This window comes from Polaribacter sp. OB-PA-B3, from assembly GCF_054589375.1.
In genome coordinates this window covers 411,299-428,350 of record NZ_BAAIIX010000001.1, presented here as the reverse complement: position 1 = coordinate 428,350, position 17,052 = coordinate 411,299, and the positions used below count along the sequence as shown (strand labels likewise).

The following is a 17,052-nucleotide window of genomic DNA, read 5'->3' as shown; positions in this document are numbered from 1 at the left end:
TGTCTTAAATTTTTAAAATTAATTTAACCACCCCGGATTTTGGTTTAACAAAGGATTTTCTCTTAAATGATCAATAAAAATTGGCCATATTATTCTATCGCTAGTAAGAGGAGTTACTTCTCTTTCTTCTAGTATTGGGTTCATAACATCGATAGCTCTATCATTTCTTACTAAATCCCACCATCTTTTACCTTCACCAAATAACTCTAATTGTCTTTCTACCAATAAAAAGTCTAACTGTGCATCAAAATTGTCTCCAAATTCTTCCTCAGTAGCTATAGGCAATTGTCTTGCTGTTCTAACTTGATTTATTAACTCTAAACATTTAGGAGCATTTTGTAATTTCAATTCTGCTTCTGCTAATAATAAAATCATATCAGCGTAACGATATACAGGTAAATTAGTGTCATCATCATTAGGGTCTATGTGAGATCTATTTTTCACCCATTTAGCACATCTTGCCTCACCAAATTCATCACTTCCTAAACCATCTTCAAAATCTCCACCAAATCTAGTTGCAAACTGTCTCCAATCTCCATAAATCGGTTCAATTATTGTAGAACCATCATCCAAAACTATTTCTCTTGTAAATACTGGCAATCTTCTGTTTGTTGCTGTATACTTCTCTGCCCAACCAAGTGAGTCTATTGGAAATCTTTCTGCCCATTTTGTCTCTGCCTCTTCAGACATTACACTAATTGCTGCACCTGCCATATATGCTCTTGCAACACCAGATGTTGTTTCTTCTAAAGCGTAGTGTATAGAAAATATTAATTCTGGACCCGCTTGAACTTTACCAGGACCTTGAGGGAATTCTGCTGTACTTGGTTGATTTATAAACAAATCTTGCCAAGCCTCTGGAGTTTGCACCAAACTATGAGATCCTAAAGCTATTAAGTTCTCTATGGCATCTTTTGCCAAACCTTCTTCTTTTACCCACATGTAAACTTCTGCTTGTAATGCAAATACACTAGCTTGAGAAAATCTAAATTCTCTTGAAGGTGTTGTTATTAATTCTTCTGCCTTTTTCATATCAGGAATCACAACAGTATTCATAACATCTTCATAAGAAGTTTGTGGTTTTTGCGTTTCACTTATAGCTGTAATTGATTGTAAAAACACAGGTACATCTCCCCAAACTCTTGCCAAATCAAAATATATTTTAGCTCTCATTGCATAAGCTTCACCTAATAAATCTTTATCTACACCATCAATATTAGGTCCTGCATTAATAACTCTATTTACTCTATCTATTACAGTATAAAGATTAGCCCACCTTAATAAACCTTCTCCTGGATCTATTGTACTATTATGTAATGAATTTCTAGAAGTATTGTTTCCATTTGGTTGAAAGTTGTCTGATCTAAATTCACCAACATTAAGGTAAAATTGACTATATGCAACTTGTAAACCATCATAGGCTCCTATTATACCTGATTCTAATTCTGCGTTATTAGAATAAAACCCATCAGGAGATATTTCACTTACAGGAAGTTCTTGAACGAAATCGTCACAAGAATAAAGTAACCCTATAGCAGCACAAAGCATTAGTGCTTGTTTTATTTTATTTGATATATTATTTATATTCATAACTTTTATTTGATTAAAATTGTGCTTTTAAAGTAAGTAAAAACTCTCTGTCATTAGGATATCTTAAGGCATCTTCACTAGGTGTTAAAGGATTACCTCTACTACCAAACTCTGGATTATAACCTTCATAATTGGTCCAAGTTAAAAGATTGTTTACTGCAAAATTGAAACTTAAACCAGTAATACCTATATCTATCTGTTCCAATACATCTTTAGGGAATTTATATCCTAAACGTACATACCTCCATCTAATAAAACTTCCATCTGAAACGTATGTACTATTCGCTGTACTACTTGTAAAATCAAATCTATTTTGGTTTCTAGCTCTACCAGCTTGTAATATTGGATATTGAGCAATATCACCTTGATTTTGCCAAGCATTATCTAATCTATCTGGAGATACGGTTAATACTGTTGCTCTTAAACTGTTTCTATCATGGTCATACCTTCTGTAAATTTCGTTACCGTAACTATAATCAAACAAAGTACCTAAAGTCCAATTTTTATAAGTTAAATCATGGCTAAACCCTCCGTAAGTTGTTGGTAAACCATTACCTAAAACTTGCTCATCATCACTATTAATTACAAAATCTCCATTAGCATCATCCCAAATATAATCACCACCTTTCAAAATATTTCTAGTAGAACCGTGAACTAATTGTTTTATCTCACCATCTAAAGGATATTGCTCACCGTTAGCCATATTATAAGTCCCTAAGAAAAACCCATTAGAGTCAAAGTTTGGAAATAATCTGTCTCCTGATGGAGTAAATGCATTCGACTCATCATATTGAAAAACACCATAATTTTTATAACCCCATATATTTCCTATTGGAGACCCTTCTTCTGTTATAAAACGGCCTGTACGAATTGGAACATCAAGCTCTTGCACTGTGTTTTCTAATAAACCAATATTAAATCCAGATCTCCATGAGAAATCTTTTGTTTTAAGTATAGTTCCACTAATTTCAAAATCTATACCTTGATTTCTAACAATACCTCTATTTTCTCTAATGTTATTAAATCCAGATTCTTCTGGTATTTCTGTATTTACCAACAAACCATCTGTAACTTTTCTCCAAAATGCTAAAGAAAGGTTTAATCTTCTACCTTTAAACATACTCATGTCTAACTGAAGGTTTGTAGATTCTGTTTCTTCCCATCTTAAGTCTGCATTACCTAACCTACTAGGAGCAAAACCTGTTTCACCATTATAATCTGCACCAGGTACAAGAGAACTAGTAAAGTTATAATTTGGTATTCTATCATTACCTACAATACCATAACTGGCTTTAACTAATAAATTTTTAATTATAGAATTCCCTCTTAAGAAATTTTCTTTACTAATTCTCCATCCTGCTGTTACAGATGGAAAAATACCATATTTATTGTTTGCTCCAAATTTTGAAGAACCATCTCTACGAATAGTACCCCCTAATAAGTATTTGTTTTTATAGTCATAATCAAATCCTGCATATAAAGAAAATAAACCTGTAGATTCTTTTTGAGTTGCATCTCCTCCAGCTGTATCAACTAAAAGAAACTCTGGATCTGCGTTATTAAAAGTTTCTATTAAATCATTAGAAAATCTAGAATCAATTTTTAAATTGTCAGAAACTATTTTTTGTATTTGCATACCTGCAAAAACACCTAAATCATGATCACCCCATTGGTGGTTAAAGTTTAAGGTATTATCTTGTTGTATTCTTGTTGTTAATTGATGTCTTTCGCTACCTGTAGGATTACCGTCTGCAAAATTTCTAGGATCTAATATAGAAGGAACAAAACCTTCCCTTTTATCGTAAAAGAAATCAGCACCAACTGTTGACCTTATAGATAAAGAAGGTAATACTTTGTATTGAGCATAAGTATATAGGTTAGCTCTATATCTTTTTCTGTCATTTTTTCTTAAAATAGCATTTTGTATAGGGTTTAAACTAAATTTACGAGGAGAACCTGGAGTAAAACTTCCATCTGGTTCAAACAATGGTAAATATGCAACTCTATTTAAAAGGTGACCTAAAACAGGACCTGAAGAAGTACTATTTGTAAATTCATAAGATAAATTAATTAAAGTACCTGTTTTAAATTTTTCATTTGGCGTTAAATCTAATTTTAAACGAGTATTTACTCTTTTATGACCACTATTTATTATGATACCAGATTCGTTAAAAAACCCTGTATTCCAATAAAACTTCACTTTATCAGAACCACCACTTAATGCAACGTTTACCTGATTTCTTAATGCAGGCCTTGTAACTAGCTTCTGTATGTCTGGAGAATTTCTACCTACTAAACTTAAAGAATCTCTACCTGCACCAATAAAACTACCACCTAAATTCATTCTTCTTTCTTGCTCTATTCTTTGAGCTGCATTAGGCGCTGGTAAATTACCAATAAGTTTATTTACTCCTGTAACATTTGTAATGCTTAACTGAATCTTACCAGATTTACCTGTTTTTGTTTTTACAATTACAACACCATTCGCACCTTGAGCACCATAAATTGCCGTAGTTGCACCGTCTTTTAAAACTTCTAAAGATTCTATATCATTTGGATCTATATTATCAATATTAAAAGTCTGTTGACCATCTACAACATATAACGGCCCTGTGTTACCCGAAGTAAAAGTAGAGACACCTCTAATTCTAATATCAAAACCTTCACCAGGACCATTGTTAGAAACAATTTGAACACCAGACATCTTACCTTGTATACCTTGCAAAGGATCTACCGGCGCTGCTTGCTGAATAGACTCTGCTTTTACAGTAGAAACCCCTCCTAATATCTTATCTCTTTTTACTTCTCTAAAACCAATTACAACAATTTCTTCTAAAGATTCTGACGAGTCTTCTAAAACCACATTAATAGTTGTGTTAGCCCCTACAGAAACCTCTTTTTGTTTGTATCCTAAATAAGAAAAAACTAGTGTTTTTTGCCCTTTTTGAAGCGTAATAGAATAATTACCATCAAAATCTGTACTTGCACCATTTCTTGTTCCTTTTTGCAAAATATTTACACCTGGCAAAATATTTCCACTATTATCTGACACTGAACCTGTAATTCTTTCTTGGGCCTCTAGGTTTAAAGTTGTAAAACCCGAAAACAAGAGAAAAAATACTAAAATTATCCTCAATGATGGATTTCGCTTTTTAAAAGTTTGTTTCATGTTTAAAATTGGTTTTTAATAAATTGTAAATAATAACTATACCATAATGTTAATTAACACAATTTTACAAACTATGGACTAAATCAGTATCCTGTACTATACTGAAATATATATTATTTTAACTTATTTATATTCAATATTAATTTCTTAACATAATTAGCTAAAAGATTTTTTGACATTATCTTTGCTAAACATAAAGATTACTGATTAATAAAAATAACTATGAACACATTTCTAACCAAGAACTTTTTACTTAAAAACGATTTTGCAGAAAAATTATATCACAATTTTGCTAAAACAAACCCTATAATAGATTACCACAATCATTTACCTCCAGATCAAATTGCAAACGACAAACAATTCGAAAATATCACACAAGTTTGGTTATATGGTGATCATTATAAATGGCGTGCAATGCGTGCTTTTGGTATAAATGAAAAATATATTACTGGTAATGCTTCAGACAAAGAAAAATTCTTAAAATGGGCAGAAGTTGTTCCTTACACCATTAAAAATCCACTTTTTCATTGGACAGCGTTAGAGTTGAAAGCATACTTTGATATTGATGAAATTCTGTGTCCTGAAAACGCTGAAGAAATTTATGAAAAAACTTCTAAAATTTTACAGCAAAAATCTCACTCGACAAACGGTTTGTTAAAAATGCAAAATGTAGAAAGTTTATGTACAACAGATGATCCTGCAGACTCTTTAGAATATCATATTGCCATTCAAAAAGACACTTCAAAAGTTCAGACATTTCCTACTTTTAGACCTGATAATTCTTTTGCCGTTGAAAATACCAAAACCTATAATCAATATTTATCTAAACTTGAAAAAGTATCAAGTATTAGCATAAATAGTTATAATGATTTATTAAAGGCTTTAGAAAGTAGGATTAACTTCTTTAATGATAATGGAGGTAGATTATCAGATCACGGTTTTGAGCAGTTGTACTTTTTTGAAAAAGAAATTTATGATGTACATTCCTTATTTGATAAAGTAAAAAATAATGAATCTCTAACAGATGATGAAGTTGCCTTCTTTAAATTTAAAACAGTAATTGAGCTTTGTAAAATGTATCATAAAATTGGTTGGACACAACAGTTCCACATAGGTGCAATCAGAAATAATAATAAAAGGTTACTAGATGAGCTAGGTCCAGATACTGGCTTTGATTCTATTGGTGATTTTTCTCAGGCTCGTGCTTTAAGTGGTGTATTAAATAAACTAGATAGTACAAATCAATTAGCAAAGACAATTGTATATAATTTAAATCCAGCAGATAGTGAAGTTTTTGCGACAATGGTTGGAAATTTTAATGACGGAACCATAAAGGGTAAAATGCAATATGGTGCTGCTTGGTGGTTCTTAGACCAAAAAGATGGTATGGAAAAACAAATTAATGCATTATCTAATTTAGGTTTACTATCTTGTTTTGTAGGTATGTTAACAGATTCTAGAAGTTTTTTATCATTTCCAAGACACGAATATTTTAGAAGAATTTTATGTAATATCATTGCTACTGATGTCGAAAATGGTGAATTACCCGCAGATGAAGAATTTCTTGGTAAAATTATAAATGATATTTGTTATCATAATGCAAAAAACTATTTTAATTTTAAATAAAATGTATACTATAAAATGGGGAATTATTGGTTGTGGTGATGTTGCAGAAATAAAAAGTGGTCCTGCTTTTCAAAAGGTAGCAAATTCTAAATTGGTTGCAGTAATGAGAAGAAATAAAGCTAAATCTGAAGATTTCGCAAAAAGACATAATGTCCCCTTTTTTTATGATACTATAGACGATATTATTAACCACCCTGATATCAATGCAATTTACATTGCGACACCTCCTTCTAGTCATCTAGAAATTGCAAAACAGTGTTTAAATGCAGGCAAATTTGTTTACCTAGAAAAACCAATGACTATAAATGCTGATGAAGCTGTAGAGTTAGAAAAGATAATTACGGGTAACAATAAAATAGTAATTGCACACTATAGAAGAAACCTACCAGCTTTTCAAAAAGTTAAAGAGCTTTTAAACAAGAATAGCATTGGTAAAATACATTTTGCTGATATTACTATTTTACAATCTACAACAAACAATATAATTGCAAAAACAGAAGATAACTGGCGCCTAAAGCCAGAAACTTCTGGTGGTGGATACTTTCATGATATTGCACCTCATCAAATTGATTTAATGCTTCATTACTTCGGAAAAATTAAAGATGCACAAGGTTTTGCTATCGCAACGAAAAACAATAAAGTTGCAGATATCGTAAACGGAATTATAAACTTTGAAAACGGTGTACAATTTAGAGGAATTTGGAATTTTATTGCATCAGAAAAAGATGTAAACGATCAATGTGTAATTTATGGTGAAAACGGTACTATCACTTTCTCTTTTTACGGCAAAAAAGTGTTTTTAAATACTACCGATAAAATAGAAGTTTTTTCTTTTGAAAATCCTGCACATGTGCAACAACCTTTAATTGAACAAACGGTAAAATACTTTCTAGGAAAAGCTAAAAACCCTTGTACAGTAAAAGATGGTGCTGATGTTATGAAAATCTTAGATAAATTTACTACTCAAGAATAAACTAAAAATGTTCTTACTTACAATTTATAAAACTATCTATGATACTCTAATTGATTAAAAATTTTTCTTGGTTAAGCAACAAATATTATATCAAATCAAAAGCTCTTGGCAACCAAAGTGTCAAATCAGGAAAATAGGTAATCAACAACAATACGCCAATCATTACTAAAAATAAAGGTAGTAAAGGTCGTATTACTTGTTGTATTTTTAAATCGGCAACACTACAACCTACAAAGAGTACAGAACCTACTGGCGGAGTACATAATCCGATACATAAATTCATAATCATTATTATTCCAAAGTGAATAGGATCCATACCTAAACCTGTTACTATTGGTAAAAAAATTGGAGTAAAAATTAAAACTGCTGGTGTCATATCCATAAATATTCCAACAAATAGTAAAATCAAATTAATAATAATTAATATCACAATCGGGTTATCACTTATTGATAATAATGAATTACTAATTTCTTGTGGTATATTTTCATAACTCATTACCCAAGACATGGCAATAGAAGTTGATACTAACAATAAAACAATTGCAGATGTTTTTACTGTTTCTAATAAAATTGGAGAAATATCTTTAAATGTTATTTCTTTATAAACAAAACCTAAAACTAATGTATAGATTACAGCAATGGCAGATGCTTCTGTTGCTGTAAAAATACCTGCGACTATACCACCAATAACAACAACTAATAACATTAAACTTGGAAAAGCGTCTACAAACCTTTTAAAAAACTCCTTAAAACCGACTAATTTATCTGTAGGATACTTTTTTATGATAGAGTATACTAAGGCAACAATCATTAGAGCTAAACCTATTAATAAACCCGGTATATAACCTGCAATAAATAATGCGGCTATAGACACACCTCCGCTTGCTAAAGAATAAACAATAAGTACATTACTTGGTGGAATAATTAAACCGGTTGTAGCACTTGTAATATTAACCGCGGCACTAAAAGATTTGTCATAACCATCTTTTTCCATCATTGGGTTCATAAAACCACCAATAGCAGAAGCTGCTGCAACAGCAGAACCAGATATTGCACCAAACAGCATACAAGAAATAATGTTTACAAATGCTAAACCACCCGGAAGTGGACCAACAATTGCTTTGGCAAAATTTATGAGTCGTACAGCAATACCTCCTCTATTCATAATTTGACCTGCTAATATAAAAAACGGAATTGCAGATAATGTAAAACTATCTAATGAAGTAGCCATTCTTTGCGCTAATGTTGTTACAGATGGTAAAAAAGGCATAGCGCTTAATAATGTAAACAAAGCTGCTAAACCTATTGCAAAAGCAATAGGAACTCTTAAAGATAAAAAAATTAAAAAGCTAACAACTAAAATAAGGACTTCAACTAAATTCATAATTTATACTTTGTTTAATTTTCGTAAATTTAAAAGTGTGTCAATACTGTAGTAACATATTAACAGACCAGAAATAGGTACTATCATGTAAATTATTCCAAGAGGAATTTCTAAAGTGGCAGAAGTTTGCCCAAATTGAAAACTTAACTGTACAAGCCTAATTCCACCAATTATCATCACTGTAAAAGCAAAAAGAGCTATAGATATAAATACAACTCCGTTAAAAAAACTTTGTTTTCTTTTTATTAAGTCTTCTGATATTAAATCAATTGCTAAATGAAGGTTTTTTCCAGCAGCATAAGCAGCACCTAGTAAACCTAACCAAATTAATGAAAAACTTGATATTTCATCTGTAATTGTGCTGGGTGCTCTTAAAACGAATCTAGAAAAAACTTGCCAAACAACACTAACTAACATTAGTAATAATATAAAAAGAACTACTTTCTCTAAAACGTTATCTATTTTTGCTCTCATTATTGTTTATTTTTTATTGAACTTATTAGTGTTTTCATTTCTTTATTATCATCAAATAAGCTCAAAATTCCCTTTGTTTGCTCTTCGAAAGGCTTTTTTTCTGGGTAAAAAATCTGAACCCCAGCAGCTTTAACAGCTGCTAAAGATTCTTTTTCTGACGCTGCCCATAATTTTCTTTGAGCAATAGTGCTAACCTTAATTGCCTTACTTACCCACTCTTTCTCTTGATTGCTTAAGCGTTTCCAAGTATCTGTACCAATTAATAATACATCAGGTACAGATGTATGCTCATCTAAAGAATAAAACTTACAAACCTCGTAATGTTTAGAAGTATAAAAACTAGGTGGGTTATTTTCAGCGCCATCAACAACTCCTTGCTGTAAGGCAGTGTATAATTCTCCCCATGAAATAGGTGTAGGCGAACCTCCTAAATCATTTATCATAGCAACTGCCATATTACTTTTTTGAACTCTAATTTTTTTACCATTTAAGTCTTTAGGCATTTTTACAGGTGCTTCTTTCATGTAGAAACTTCTACTTCCGGCATCATAAAAGGTTAAACCACGTAATCTAAATCTTTCTCCTTTAAGCAATAAATTTTCACCAATTTCACTATCAAAAACACTAAACGTATGAGCTTTATCTCTAAACATATAAGGTATACTAAATACTTTATACTCTGGAATAAAGTTTTCTAGAACAGCGGCAGATACTTTAGTTATATCTAAACTACCTATTTGTAACAGTTCTAAACACTCTCTTTCCCCTCCTAATTGCCCACTTGGATAGATATTTACCTTAATTTTTCCGTTAGATAGTTTATCTAATTCTTTGCCAAAAATTATCATAGCTTTATGCACTGGATGTTGCACATCTAAAGTATGCCCTAATCTTAATGTTTTTGAAGATTTTTCTGATTTACAACCTAAAAAAAGTATCGTTAAAGTAAAAAAAAATATGAATTGAAAGAAGTGTTGTTTCCTCATGGTGAATATTTAAAATAATTTAGTAGTTATTACTAGCGGAGTGTTTATTTTTTTTGAATAATCAGTCAAATAATTTTCCCAATCTTTTTTCGTAGAAAATTGTTTGCTTTTTTTCCATCCAAAACCACTGTAAAAAATTACTTTTCCATCAACAACATTTAAATGTAAAAAATGATTACTTTCATCTTTCTTTGAAGTAACATATTTCTCTGAACCTAAGAAATATGTTTTTGTTGTTACAATTCCTGTTCCTACTTCAGAATCATCTAAAGCTTCCCAATGGCTAACCCAAAAGTTTGCATCATTTTGATTTGTAACTCCTTTTTTATCGTGTAATGTTATTCCAGAAGAAATAGTTTCAGTTCCTTTCACATCTATTTCAAAACGTGTTAAGTTTTGACCATAATCTAAAGAAATGTGTTTGGTTTCATCAACTTGCTTCCCGTTAGCATTCCAGGTTGCATAGGTTAACACAAAACTTGTTCTTAAAGGACCCGTTGTAATTGTTTTATATGAAGTAAAGTTTTTAGAAAAATAGTAAGATGTATCTACCTTTACTGCAGTACCACCAATACCTCTACTTACACCCACATGAAAATTATCTAAACCTTCTCCGTGATCTTTATGATATGCCCCTTTTTTAAAATCATTCCTTTTATACCAAGTATTAATAATTGGATATTCTACACGTTTTAACCAAGCGTCAACTCCACTAGATAATGTGCCTCCTTTTACACCATCTTCTACCATTTTTTGTGCAACTGGCCCAAAAGTTCTAAAAGCAACTCTATTATTTTCCCAAGTATAATCATCTGTTCTCTCTGGTACAAAACGAGAGTAACAATAAGCACTATCGGTAACTTTATGTGCTTTTGAGATTACCAAAGAATATGTATTAGATGCATTAGCCTTTACCTTAGGTTGAAATAAGATTATATCATTTATACCATCTAAATCTGTGTCTACTATTTGCGTTGTTAATTGTGTGTTTTCTTCATCTAAAACAATCAAATCGGTAACTTTTTCTTGTGCAATTGTAGAAATATCAATTTCTACAGTTTCAAATTCTCTATCAATATTTAAAGTATTTTTTACTTCGATTGTAGAAATTAATTCTATTTTTTTATTACAATTGCTAAAAATGCTCGCTAGAAGACAGCAGATAATTATTCGTTTCATACTATATATTAAAAGATCCACAGGGCTTTAAAAGCCTTGTGGAATAAAGTTATTCTTCGTTTGATGGTTTACCAATTGTTGCTAAAATTCCACCATCAACATACAAAATATGACCATTTACAAAATCACTTGCTTTTGAAGACAAGAACACTGCTGCTCCTGCTAAATCATTAGGATCTCCCCATTTTTTTGCAGGTGTTCTGTTTACTATAAAATCGTTAAAAGGATGACCATCAACACGTATAGGTGCTGTTTGAGAAGTTGCAAAATATCCAGGTCCAATTCCGTTTACTTGAATGCCAAAACGTGCCCATTCTGTAGCCATGTTTTTGGTTAACATTACCAAACCACCTTTTGCAGCGGCATAAGCACCTACAGTATTTCTACCCAATTCGCTCATCATAGAACAAATATTGATAATTTTACCTGCTTTACGCTTCATCATTCCTTTAATAACGTGTTTAGAAACAATAAAAGGGCTTACCAAATCAACATCAATTACCTGTTTAAAATCTTCTACCTCCATCTCTGCAAGTGGAGTTCTTTTAATAATACCTGCATTATTTACTAAAATATCGATGTTTCCTACTTCATTTTCAATTTTATTGATAGCTTCAATTACTTGAGCTTCATCAGTTACGTTAAATTTGTAACCTACAGCATTAATACCAGCTTCTCTATACAAGGCAATTGCTGTATCTATTTTTTCTTGTGATGAATTTCCGTTCACAACAATTGTAGCACCTGCTTTTCCTAACCCCATAGCCATAGACATTCCTAAACCATGTGTAGACCCTGTAACTAAAGCTACTTTTCCTGTTATATCAAATAATGTTTGAGACATATTATTATCTTAAATCTGTTATTTTTGCAACATCCATATCATTGTAATCAAGATTTTCTCCTGCCATACCCCAAATAAAAGTATAATTAGAAGTACCTGAACCTGAGTGAATAGACCAAGGCGGAGAAATTACTGCTTCATGATTTTGCATCCAAATGTGACGCGTTTCTTGAGGTTCTCCCATAAAATGACAAACCGCTTGCTCTTCCATTATATCCATATAATAATAGATTTCCATTCTTCTATCGTGCACGTGAGCTGGCATTGTATTCCAAACAGAACCTTTTTTTAATTCTGTCATTCCCATTTGAAGTTGACACGTTTGTACAATTCCACCAATAATCATTTGGTTAACTGTTCTATGATTTGCAGTTTCTAAACTACCCAATTCAATTTTATTGGCATCCTTTTTACTTACTTGTACAGTAGGGAAAGATGTGTGTGCTGGTGCTGAGTTCATGTAAAATTTAGCAGGGTTTTTAGCATCTACACTTTTAAAAACTACATCTCTTACTTTAGAACCAATATATAATGCATCTTTATGACTAAGTTTATATGTTTCGCCATCTACATAAATAATTCCGTCTCCTCCTACATTAATTATACCTATTTCTCGACGTTCTAAAAAAAACTCTGATTTTAATGGATCGATAGTTTTCAACTTTAAATTAGTCTCTGTAGGCACAGCACCGCCTGCCATATATCGATCGTAATGGGTATAAACCCATTTAACCTTACCTGTTTGCATTAAATCTGGTACTAAAAACTCGTCTCTTAATTCTTGTGTATCGTATTTTTTTACTGCTTGCGGACTCGAAGCATATCTTGTTTCGAAAGTTGTTGCCATTTTATTTTTTTTTAAAAATTGTACTTATAATTTTATAACGAACGTCTAATACCTAGTTCTAAGCCTCTTAATTCAGCCAAACCTCGTAAACGCCCAATACCTGAATACCCAGGATTAGTTTTCTTTTTTAAATCATCTAACATTTTATGACCATGATCTGGTCTAAAAGGCATTCTTAAGTCTTGTCTTCCGGATGCTATTCTTTTTTGTTGCTCTAAAATCAACGCTTTCATAACAGCATACATATCTACATCTCCATCTAAATGGTCTGCTTCATGGAAATTACCTTCCGTATCTCGTTTTGTAGCACGTAAATGAATAAAGTGAATTCGATCTCCTAAACGCTCTACCATACCTGCTAAATCATTATCATCTCTAACACCAAAAGAACCCGTACAAAATGTCAATCCGTTATTTGGTGATTGTACTGCATTGTATATATCTTTAATATCTTGTTCTGTTGACACGACTCTTGGTAAACCTAAAATTGGAAATGGTGGATCATCTGGATGAATACACATTAACACGCCTGCTTGTTCTGCTGCTGGAATAATTTCTGATAAAAACGAGAATAAATTTGCTTTTAATTCTTTCGGCCCAATGTTTTTATAGGTTGATAAAATTTGATTGAACTCTTCTAAAGAATATCCTTCTTCAGCACCTGGTAAGCCGGCAATAATATTTCTGATTAGCTTTGTTTGTTCTTCTTCTGATGAATTTTTGATAAACTCAGCCGCTTTTTGCTTTTGAACATCAGAATATTCATTTTCTGCCCCTGGCCTTTTTAATAAATACAATTCGAAAGCAGCAAAAGCAGCAGCTTCAAAACGTAATGCAGTAGATTGGTCAGATACTTCGTAATCTAAATTGGTACGTGTCCAGTCTAATACTGGCATAAAGTTATAACAAACAATATCAATACCACACTTACCTAAATTCAAGAGCGTTTGCTTATAATTATCGATATATAATTGATAATCTCCTGATTTAGTTTTAATATTTTCATGAATTGGTACAGATTCTACCACAGACCAAGTCAAACCAACATTTTCTATTGCTTGTTTTCTTTTAATAATTTCATCAACTGTCCAAACTTCTCCGTTAGGAATGTGATGCAGTGCAGAAACAACCCCTGTTGCTCCTGATTGTTTTATGTCTGATAAAGAAACCGGATCGTTGGGCCCATACCATCGCCAAGTTTGTTCTAAATTATGAATCATTTGTTATTTATAAAAGTTAAATTATAGTTTATTAAACTCCACTATATGCAGAAAAACCTCCATCAATAGGAATTACAATCCCTGTGACAAAAGAAGAAGCATCGTCACATAAATATAAAGTTGTACTTATTAAATCTTCTGGTTTTCCATAACGTTCCATTGGAGTTTGATCTATAATTTGTTGCCCTCTTTTGGTTAAGCTACCATCTTCATTTGTTAATAAAGCACGATTTTGATCTGTTAAGAAAAACCCTGGAGCTAAAGCATTTACACGAACACCTACTTTAGAAAAATGTACCGCCAACCATTGTGTAAAATTAGAAATAGCCGCTTTTGCACCACTATATGCAGGTATTTTTGTTAAAGGTGTATATGCATTCATCGAAGAAATATTTAATACAGAGCAACCTGTTCTACCAACCATATCTACAGCAAAAACCTGGGTTGGAATTAATGTACCTAAAAAGTTTAAATTGAATGTAAATTCAATACCTTTTGGATCTAAATCAAAAAAAGATTTAAAACCTTCAACAGTATTTTCTAAATCTTCCATTGCAAAAAACGGATTAGATGTAGTTCCTAAAGGATGATTACCTCCGGCCCCATTTACTAAAATATCTACCTTACCAAAGGTGTTGTTTATTAATTCTTTAGCTTTTTGTAGAGAATCTTTTTCTAACACGTTTGCTGAAACACCTATTGCCTCTCCACCAGCTTCTTCAATTTCTTTAGCAACTTTGTTTGCTGCTTCTTCTCTTAAATCTAATACAGCTATTTTATTTCCTTGCTTTGCAAGTGCTTTTGCCATTGTGCTACAAAGAACTCCTCCTGCTCCGGTTAATACAATTATCTTGCTCATTTTTAAGTAAATCTTTTAATGAATTATTTTAATTAAGTAAAGTTAATTAAGTAACATAATTATTATATCCTGTACTATCTTGTATTAGATCTTTTATCTTATTTTAATTATTTTTAAAAGAAATATCTATAAGAACGCAAACCAAATAAATAACTACAAACCAAACTTATAAACTAAAAACAAGAAGTTTTTATTATTTTTTTTAAGATAAATTAGTGATTCACTTTTAAACAAATTTTAAGCATAAAAAAACCTCAACTTTTAAAGTTGAGGTTTTTTTTATGAAATTTTTCTCTTTAAATAAATATTATAAATGAGTCCTACTAATATTAAAAAGACTCCAAGTAAAGACCATAAATTGTAGATTTCACCAAACCATATACTTCCAATAATTATCATTGCTATTACTTCTAAGTATTTTAAAGGTGCTATAAGGTTTGTTTCGTTAGACTGGAAGGCTTTTGTCATATATAACTGACCAATATATCCAAAAACACCTGAACTAAGTAATAAAAGCCACTGTAAATTATTTGGCATAATCCAATTATCAATAGACATTACACCTCCAAATACAAAGGCCAAAATCATAAAATAATTTATAATTACCAAAGGGTTTTCTGAATCACCTATTTTACGAATTATTACAAAAATTAAACCTAAAAATATAGCTGATGTTATTATTAATAATAACCCAATTGTATTAACGCCTACACCAAATCCTTTTATAATTAACACTCCTAAAAACGCAATAAAAAATAGTAACCATTGTATTTTTTTTACTTTTTCTTTTAAAAATATTGCAGCAAAAATTGCAGCAAAAATTGGCGATGTATATCTTAAAGAAACTGCAGTACCAACGGCTAAATAATTTAATGATTGAAAAAAACAGGTTATAGAGATAACTCCAAAAAAAGCTCTAAAAAAAAGAAGTTTTCTTTTAGTACCAAGCATCGGAATTTTTTGTTTTAAAATTAATGGTATTGTAAAACATAGTGTTCCTATAGATCTAAAAAACACAACTTGATAAACGTTAAATATTGTTAAATATTTTATAATAGCATTCATTATTGCAAACGCTATTACACTAAATATCATATAAAAAATTGCAGAGTTGTTCTTCATAAAAAAAGAGAACCCTTCAATTTTAAATATTGAAGGGTTTATATTTAAAAGATTAAAAATACTATTATTTTCTTAGTTCTTTAATAATATCTAAAGCTCCTTTTGTTTTACTTTCTATTTTTTCATAGTCAAAATTCCCATCTGCGTCTTTTGCCATTAATTTAGACCCCATACCAACACAAGTTACACCTGCATTAAACCATCCTTCTAAATTTTCTTTTGTTGGTGATACACCACCTGTTGGCATAATACTCGTCCAAGGTTGCGGACCTTTAATACCTTTTACAAATTGAGGTCCGTAGATATCACCAGGAAATAATTTTACTATTTCGCAACCTAATTCTTCTGCTTTAGCAATTTCTGACAATGTACCACAACCAGGTGACCATAATACTTTCTTTCTATTACAAGCTATTGCAATATCTTCTCTTAAAACCGGTGTTACAATAAAGTTTGCACCTAAAGACATATATAGAGATGCTGCTGCACCATCGGTAACAGAACCTACTCCCATTATCATTCCTGGTAATTCTTTAATTGCATATTTTGTAAGTTCTCCAAAAACTTCATGTGCGAAATCTCCTCTTGCGGTAAACTCCATCAAACGAGCACCACCATTATAACAAGCTTTTAAAACTTTTTTACTTACTTCTATATCATTATGAAAAAATAAAGGAACCATACCTGTATCTTTCATTACTTGTGCCACTTCTAATCTTGTATATTGTGCCATTTTTATTTCTTTTTTTTAATTAAAATTGAGTTCTTAAAACTACTAT

The 17,052-nt window shown here is 31.2% G+C and carries 14 protein-coding genes; 2 read left to right on the top strand and 12 right to left on the bottom strand.

Annotated features, from left to right (window positions below; all coding sequences use genetic code 11):
* Positions 1-18 precede the first annotated feature (18 nt).
* Both ACYPV9_RS01910 and ACYPV9_RS01905 read right to left on the bottom strand, forming a co-directional pair.
* Positions 19-1,590, bottom strand: coding sequence for a RagB/SusD family nutrient uptake outer membrane protein (locus tag ACYPV9_RS01910; RefSeq protein WP_459741409.1), 1,572 nt, complete (start codon positions 1,588-1,590; stop codon positions 19-21).
* A 13-nt stretch (positions 1,591-1,603) separates the two neighbouring features.
* Positions 1,604-4,726, bottom strand: coding sequence for a SusC/RagA family TonB-linked outer membrane protein (locus tag ACYPV9_RS01905; protein WP_459741408.1), 3,123 nt, complete (start codon positions 4,724-4,726; stop codon positions 1,604-1,606).
* 255 nt (positions 4,727-4,981) lie between these two features.
* On the opposite strand from ACYPV9_RS01905, the gene uxaC reads away from it, so the two are divergent.
* Both uxaC and ACYPV9_RS01895 read left to right on the top strand, forming a co-directional pair.
* Positions 4,982-6,385 carry a glucuronate isomerase gene (gene uxaC / locus ACYPV9_RS01900; protein WP_299062832.1) on the top strand — a complete coding sequence of 468 codons (1,404 nt, stop codon included), beginning with the start codon at positions 4,982-4,984 and terminating at the stop codon, positions 6,383-6,385.
* 1 nt (position 6,386) lies between these two features.
* Positions 6,387-7,358, top strand: coding sequence for a Gfo/Idh/MocA family protein (locus ACYPV9_RS01895; protein ID WP_459741407.1), 972 nt, complete (start codon positions 6,387-6,389; stop codon positions 7,356-7,358).
* Between the two features lie 85 nt (positions 7,359-7,443).
* On the opposite strand, the gene ACYPV9_RS01890 is transcribed toward ACYPV9_RS01895, so the two are convergent.
* The 10 genes from ACYPV9_RS01890 to ACYPV9_RS01845 all read right to left on the bottom strand — a co-directional run bounded on the left by ACYPV9_RS01890 (position 7,444) and on the right by ACYPV9_RS01845 (position 17,006).
* Positions 7,444-8,742: a TRAP transporter large permease gene (locus ACYPV9_RS01890; protein WP_299062836.1), complete on the bottom strand. Its 1,299-nt coding sequence runs from the start codon at positions 8,740-8,742 to the stop codon at positions 7,444-7,446.
* Between the two features lie 3 nt (positions 8,743-8,745).
* Positions 8,746-9,216, bottom strand: coding sequence for a TRAP transporter small permease (locus ACYPV9_RS01885; protein ID WP_459741406.1), 471 nt, complete (start codon positions 9,214-9,216; stop codon positions 8,746-8,748).
* Complete coding sequence (locus tag ACYPV9_RS01880) at positions 9,216-10,202, bottom strand: TRAP transporter substrate-binding protein (protein ID WP_459741405.1); 987 nt, start codon at positions 10,200-10,202, stop codon at positions 9,216-9,218. The genes ACYPV9_RS01885 and ACYPV9_RS01880 overlap by 1 nt, the downstream gene beginning before the upstream one ends.
* A 9-nt stretch (positions 10,203-10,211) precedes the next feature.
* The gene (locus ACYPV9_RS01875) at positions 10,212-11,381 is read right to left on the bottom strand and encodes a DUF4861 family protein (RefSeq protein WP_299062843.1); all 1,170 of its coding nucleotides are present in this window, start codon (positions 11,379-11,381) and stop codon (positions 10,212-10,214) included.
* Positions 11,382-11,430: 49 nt separating this feature from the next.
* Positions 11,431-12,225, bottom strand: coding sequence for a gluconate 5-dehydrogenase (locus ACYPV9_RS01870; RefSeq protein WP_299062845.1), 795 nt, complete (start codon positions 12,223-12,225; stop codon positions 11,431-11,433).
* Between the two features lie 4 nt (positions 12,226-12,229).
* Entirely contained in the window at positions 12,230-13,072 is an 843-nt protein-coding gene (gene kduI, locus ACYPV9_RS01865) for a 5-dehydro-4-deoxy-D-glucuronate isomerase (RefSeq protein WP_459741404.1), read from the bottom strand.
* Positions 13,073-13,104: 32 nt separating this feature from the next.
* On the bottom strand, positions 13,105-14,292 hold the full coding sequence (uxuA, locus tag ACYPV9_RS01860; protein WP_299062851.1) for a mannonate dehydratase: 1,188 nt from the start codon (positions 14,290-14,292) through the stop codon (positions 13,105-13,107).
* Between the two features lie 31 nt (positions 14,293-14,323).
* Entirely contained in the window at positions 14,324-15,151 is an 828-nt protein-coding gene (locus ACYPV9_RS01855) for an SDR family oxidoreductase (RefSeq protein WP_459741403.1), read from the bottom strand.
* A gap of 279 nt (positions 15,152-15,430) precedes the next feature.
* Complete coding sequence (locus ACYPV9_RS01850; protein ID WP_299062857.1) at positions 15,431-16,273, bottom strand: DMT family transporter; 843 nt, start codon at positions 16,271-16,273, stop codon at positions 15,431-15,433.
* A 64-nt stretch (positions 16,274-16,337) separates the two neighbouring features.
* Positions 16,338-17,006 carry a bifunctional 4-hydroxy-2-oxoglutarate aldolase/2-dehydro-3-deoxy-phosphogluconate aldolase gene (locus ACYPV9_RS01845; protein WP_079737638.1) on the bottom strand — a complete coding sequence of 223 codons (669 nt, stop codon included), beginning with the start codon at positions 17,004-17,006 and terminating at the stop codon, positions 16,338-16,340.
* Positions 17,007-17,052 lie beyond the last annotated feature (46 nt).

Bases quoted from the DNA above. Each gene is read 5' to 3' on its own strand.
- ACYPV9_RS01910 (WP_459741409.1), bottom strand. From the start codon at position 1,590: ATGAATATAAATAATATATCAAATAAAATAAAACAAGCACTAATGCTT.
- uxaC (WP_299062832.1), top strand. From the start codon at position 4,982: ATGAACACATTTCTAACCAAGAACTTTTTACTTAAAAACGATTTTGCA.
- ACYPV9_RS01895 (WP_459741407.1), top strand. From the start codon at position 6,387: ATGTATACTATAAAATGGGGAATTATTGGTTGTGGTGATGTTGCAGAA.
- ACYPV9_RS01890 (WP_299062836.1), bottom strand. From the start codon at position 8,742: ATGAATTTAGTTGAAGTCCTTATTTTAGTTGTTAGCTTTTTAATTTTT.
- ACYPV9_RS01885 (WP_459741406.1), bottom strand. From the start codon at position 9,216: ATGAGAGCAAAAATAGATAACGTTTTAGAGAAAGTAGTTCTTTTTATA.
- ACYPV9_RS01880 (WP_459741405.1), bottom strand. From the start codon at position 10,202: ATGAGGAAACAACACTTCTTTCAATTCATATTTTTTTTTACTTTAACG.
- ACYPV9_RS01875 (WP_299062843.1), bottom strand. From the start codon at position 11,381: ATGAAACGAATAATTATCTGCTGTCTTCTAGCGAGCATTTTTAGCAAT.
- ACYPV9_RS01870 (WP_299062845.1), bottom strand. From the start codon at position 12,225: ATGTCTCAAACATTATTTGATATAACAGGAAAAGTAGCTTTAGTTACA.
- kduI (WP_459741404.1), bottom strand. From the start codon at position 13,072: ATGGCAACAACTTTCGAAACAAGATATGCTTCGAGTCCGCAAGCAGTA.
- uxuA (WP_299062851.1), bottom strand. From the start codon at position 14,292: ATGATTCATAATTTAGAACAAACTTGGCGATGGTATGGGCCCAACGAT.
- ACYPV9_RS01855 (WP_459741403.1), bottom strand. From the start codon at position 15,151: ATGAGCAAGATAATTGTATTAACCGGAGCAGGAGGAGTTCTTTGTAGC.
- ACYPV9_RS01850 (WP_299062857.1), bottom strand. From the start codon at position 16,273: ATGAAGAACAACTCTGCAATTTTTTATATGATATTTAGTGTAATAGCG.
- ACYPV9_RS01845 (WP_079737638.1), bottom strand. From the start codon at position 17,006: ATGGCACAATATACAAGATTAGAAGTGGCACAAGTAATGAAAGATACA.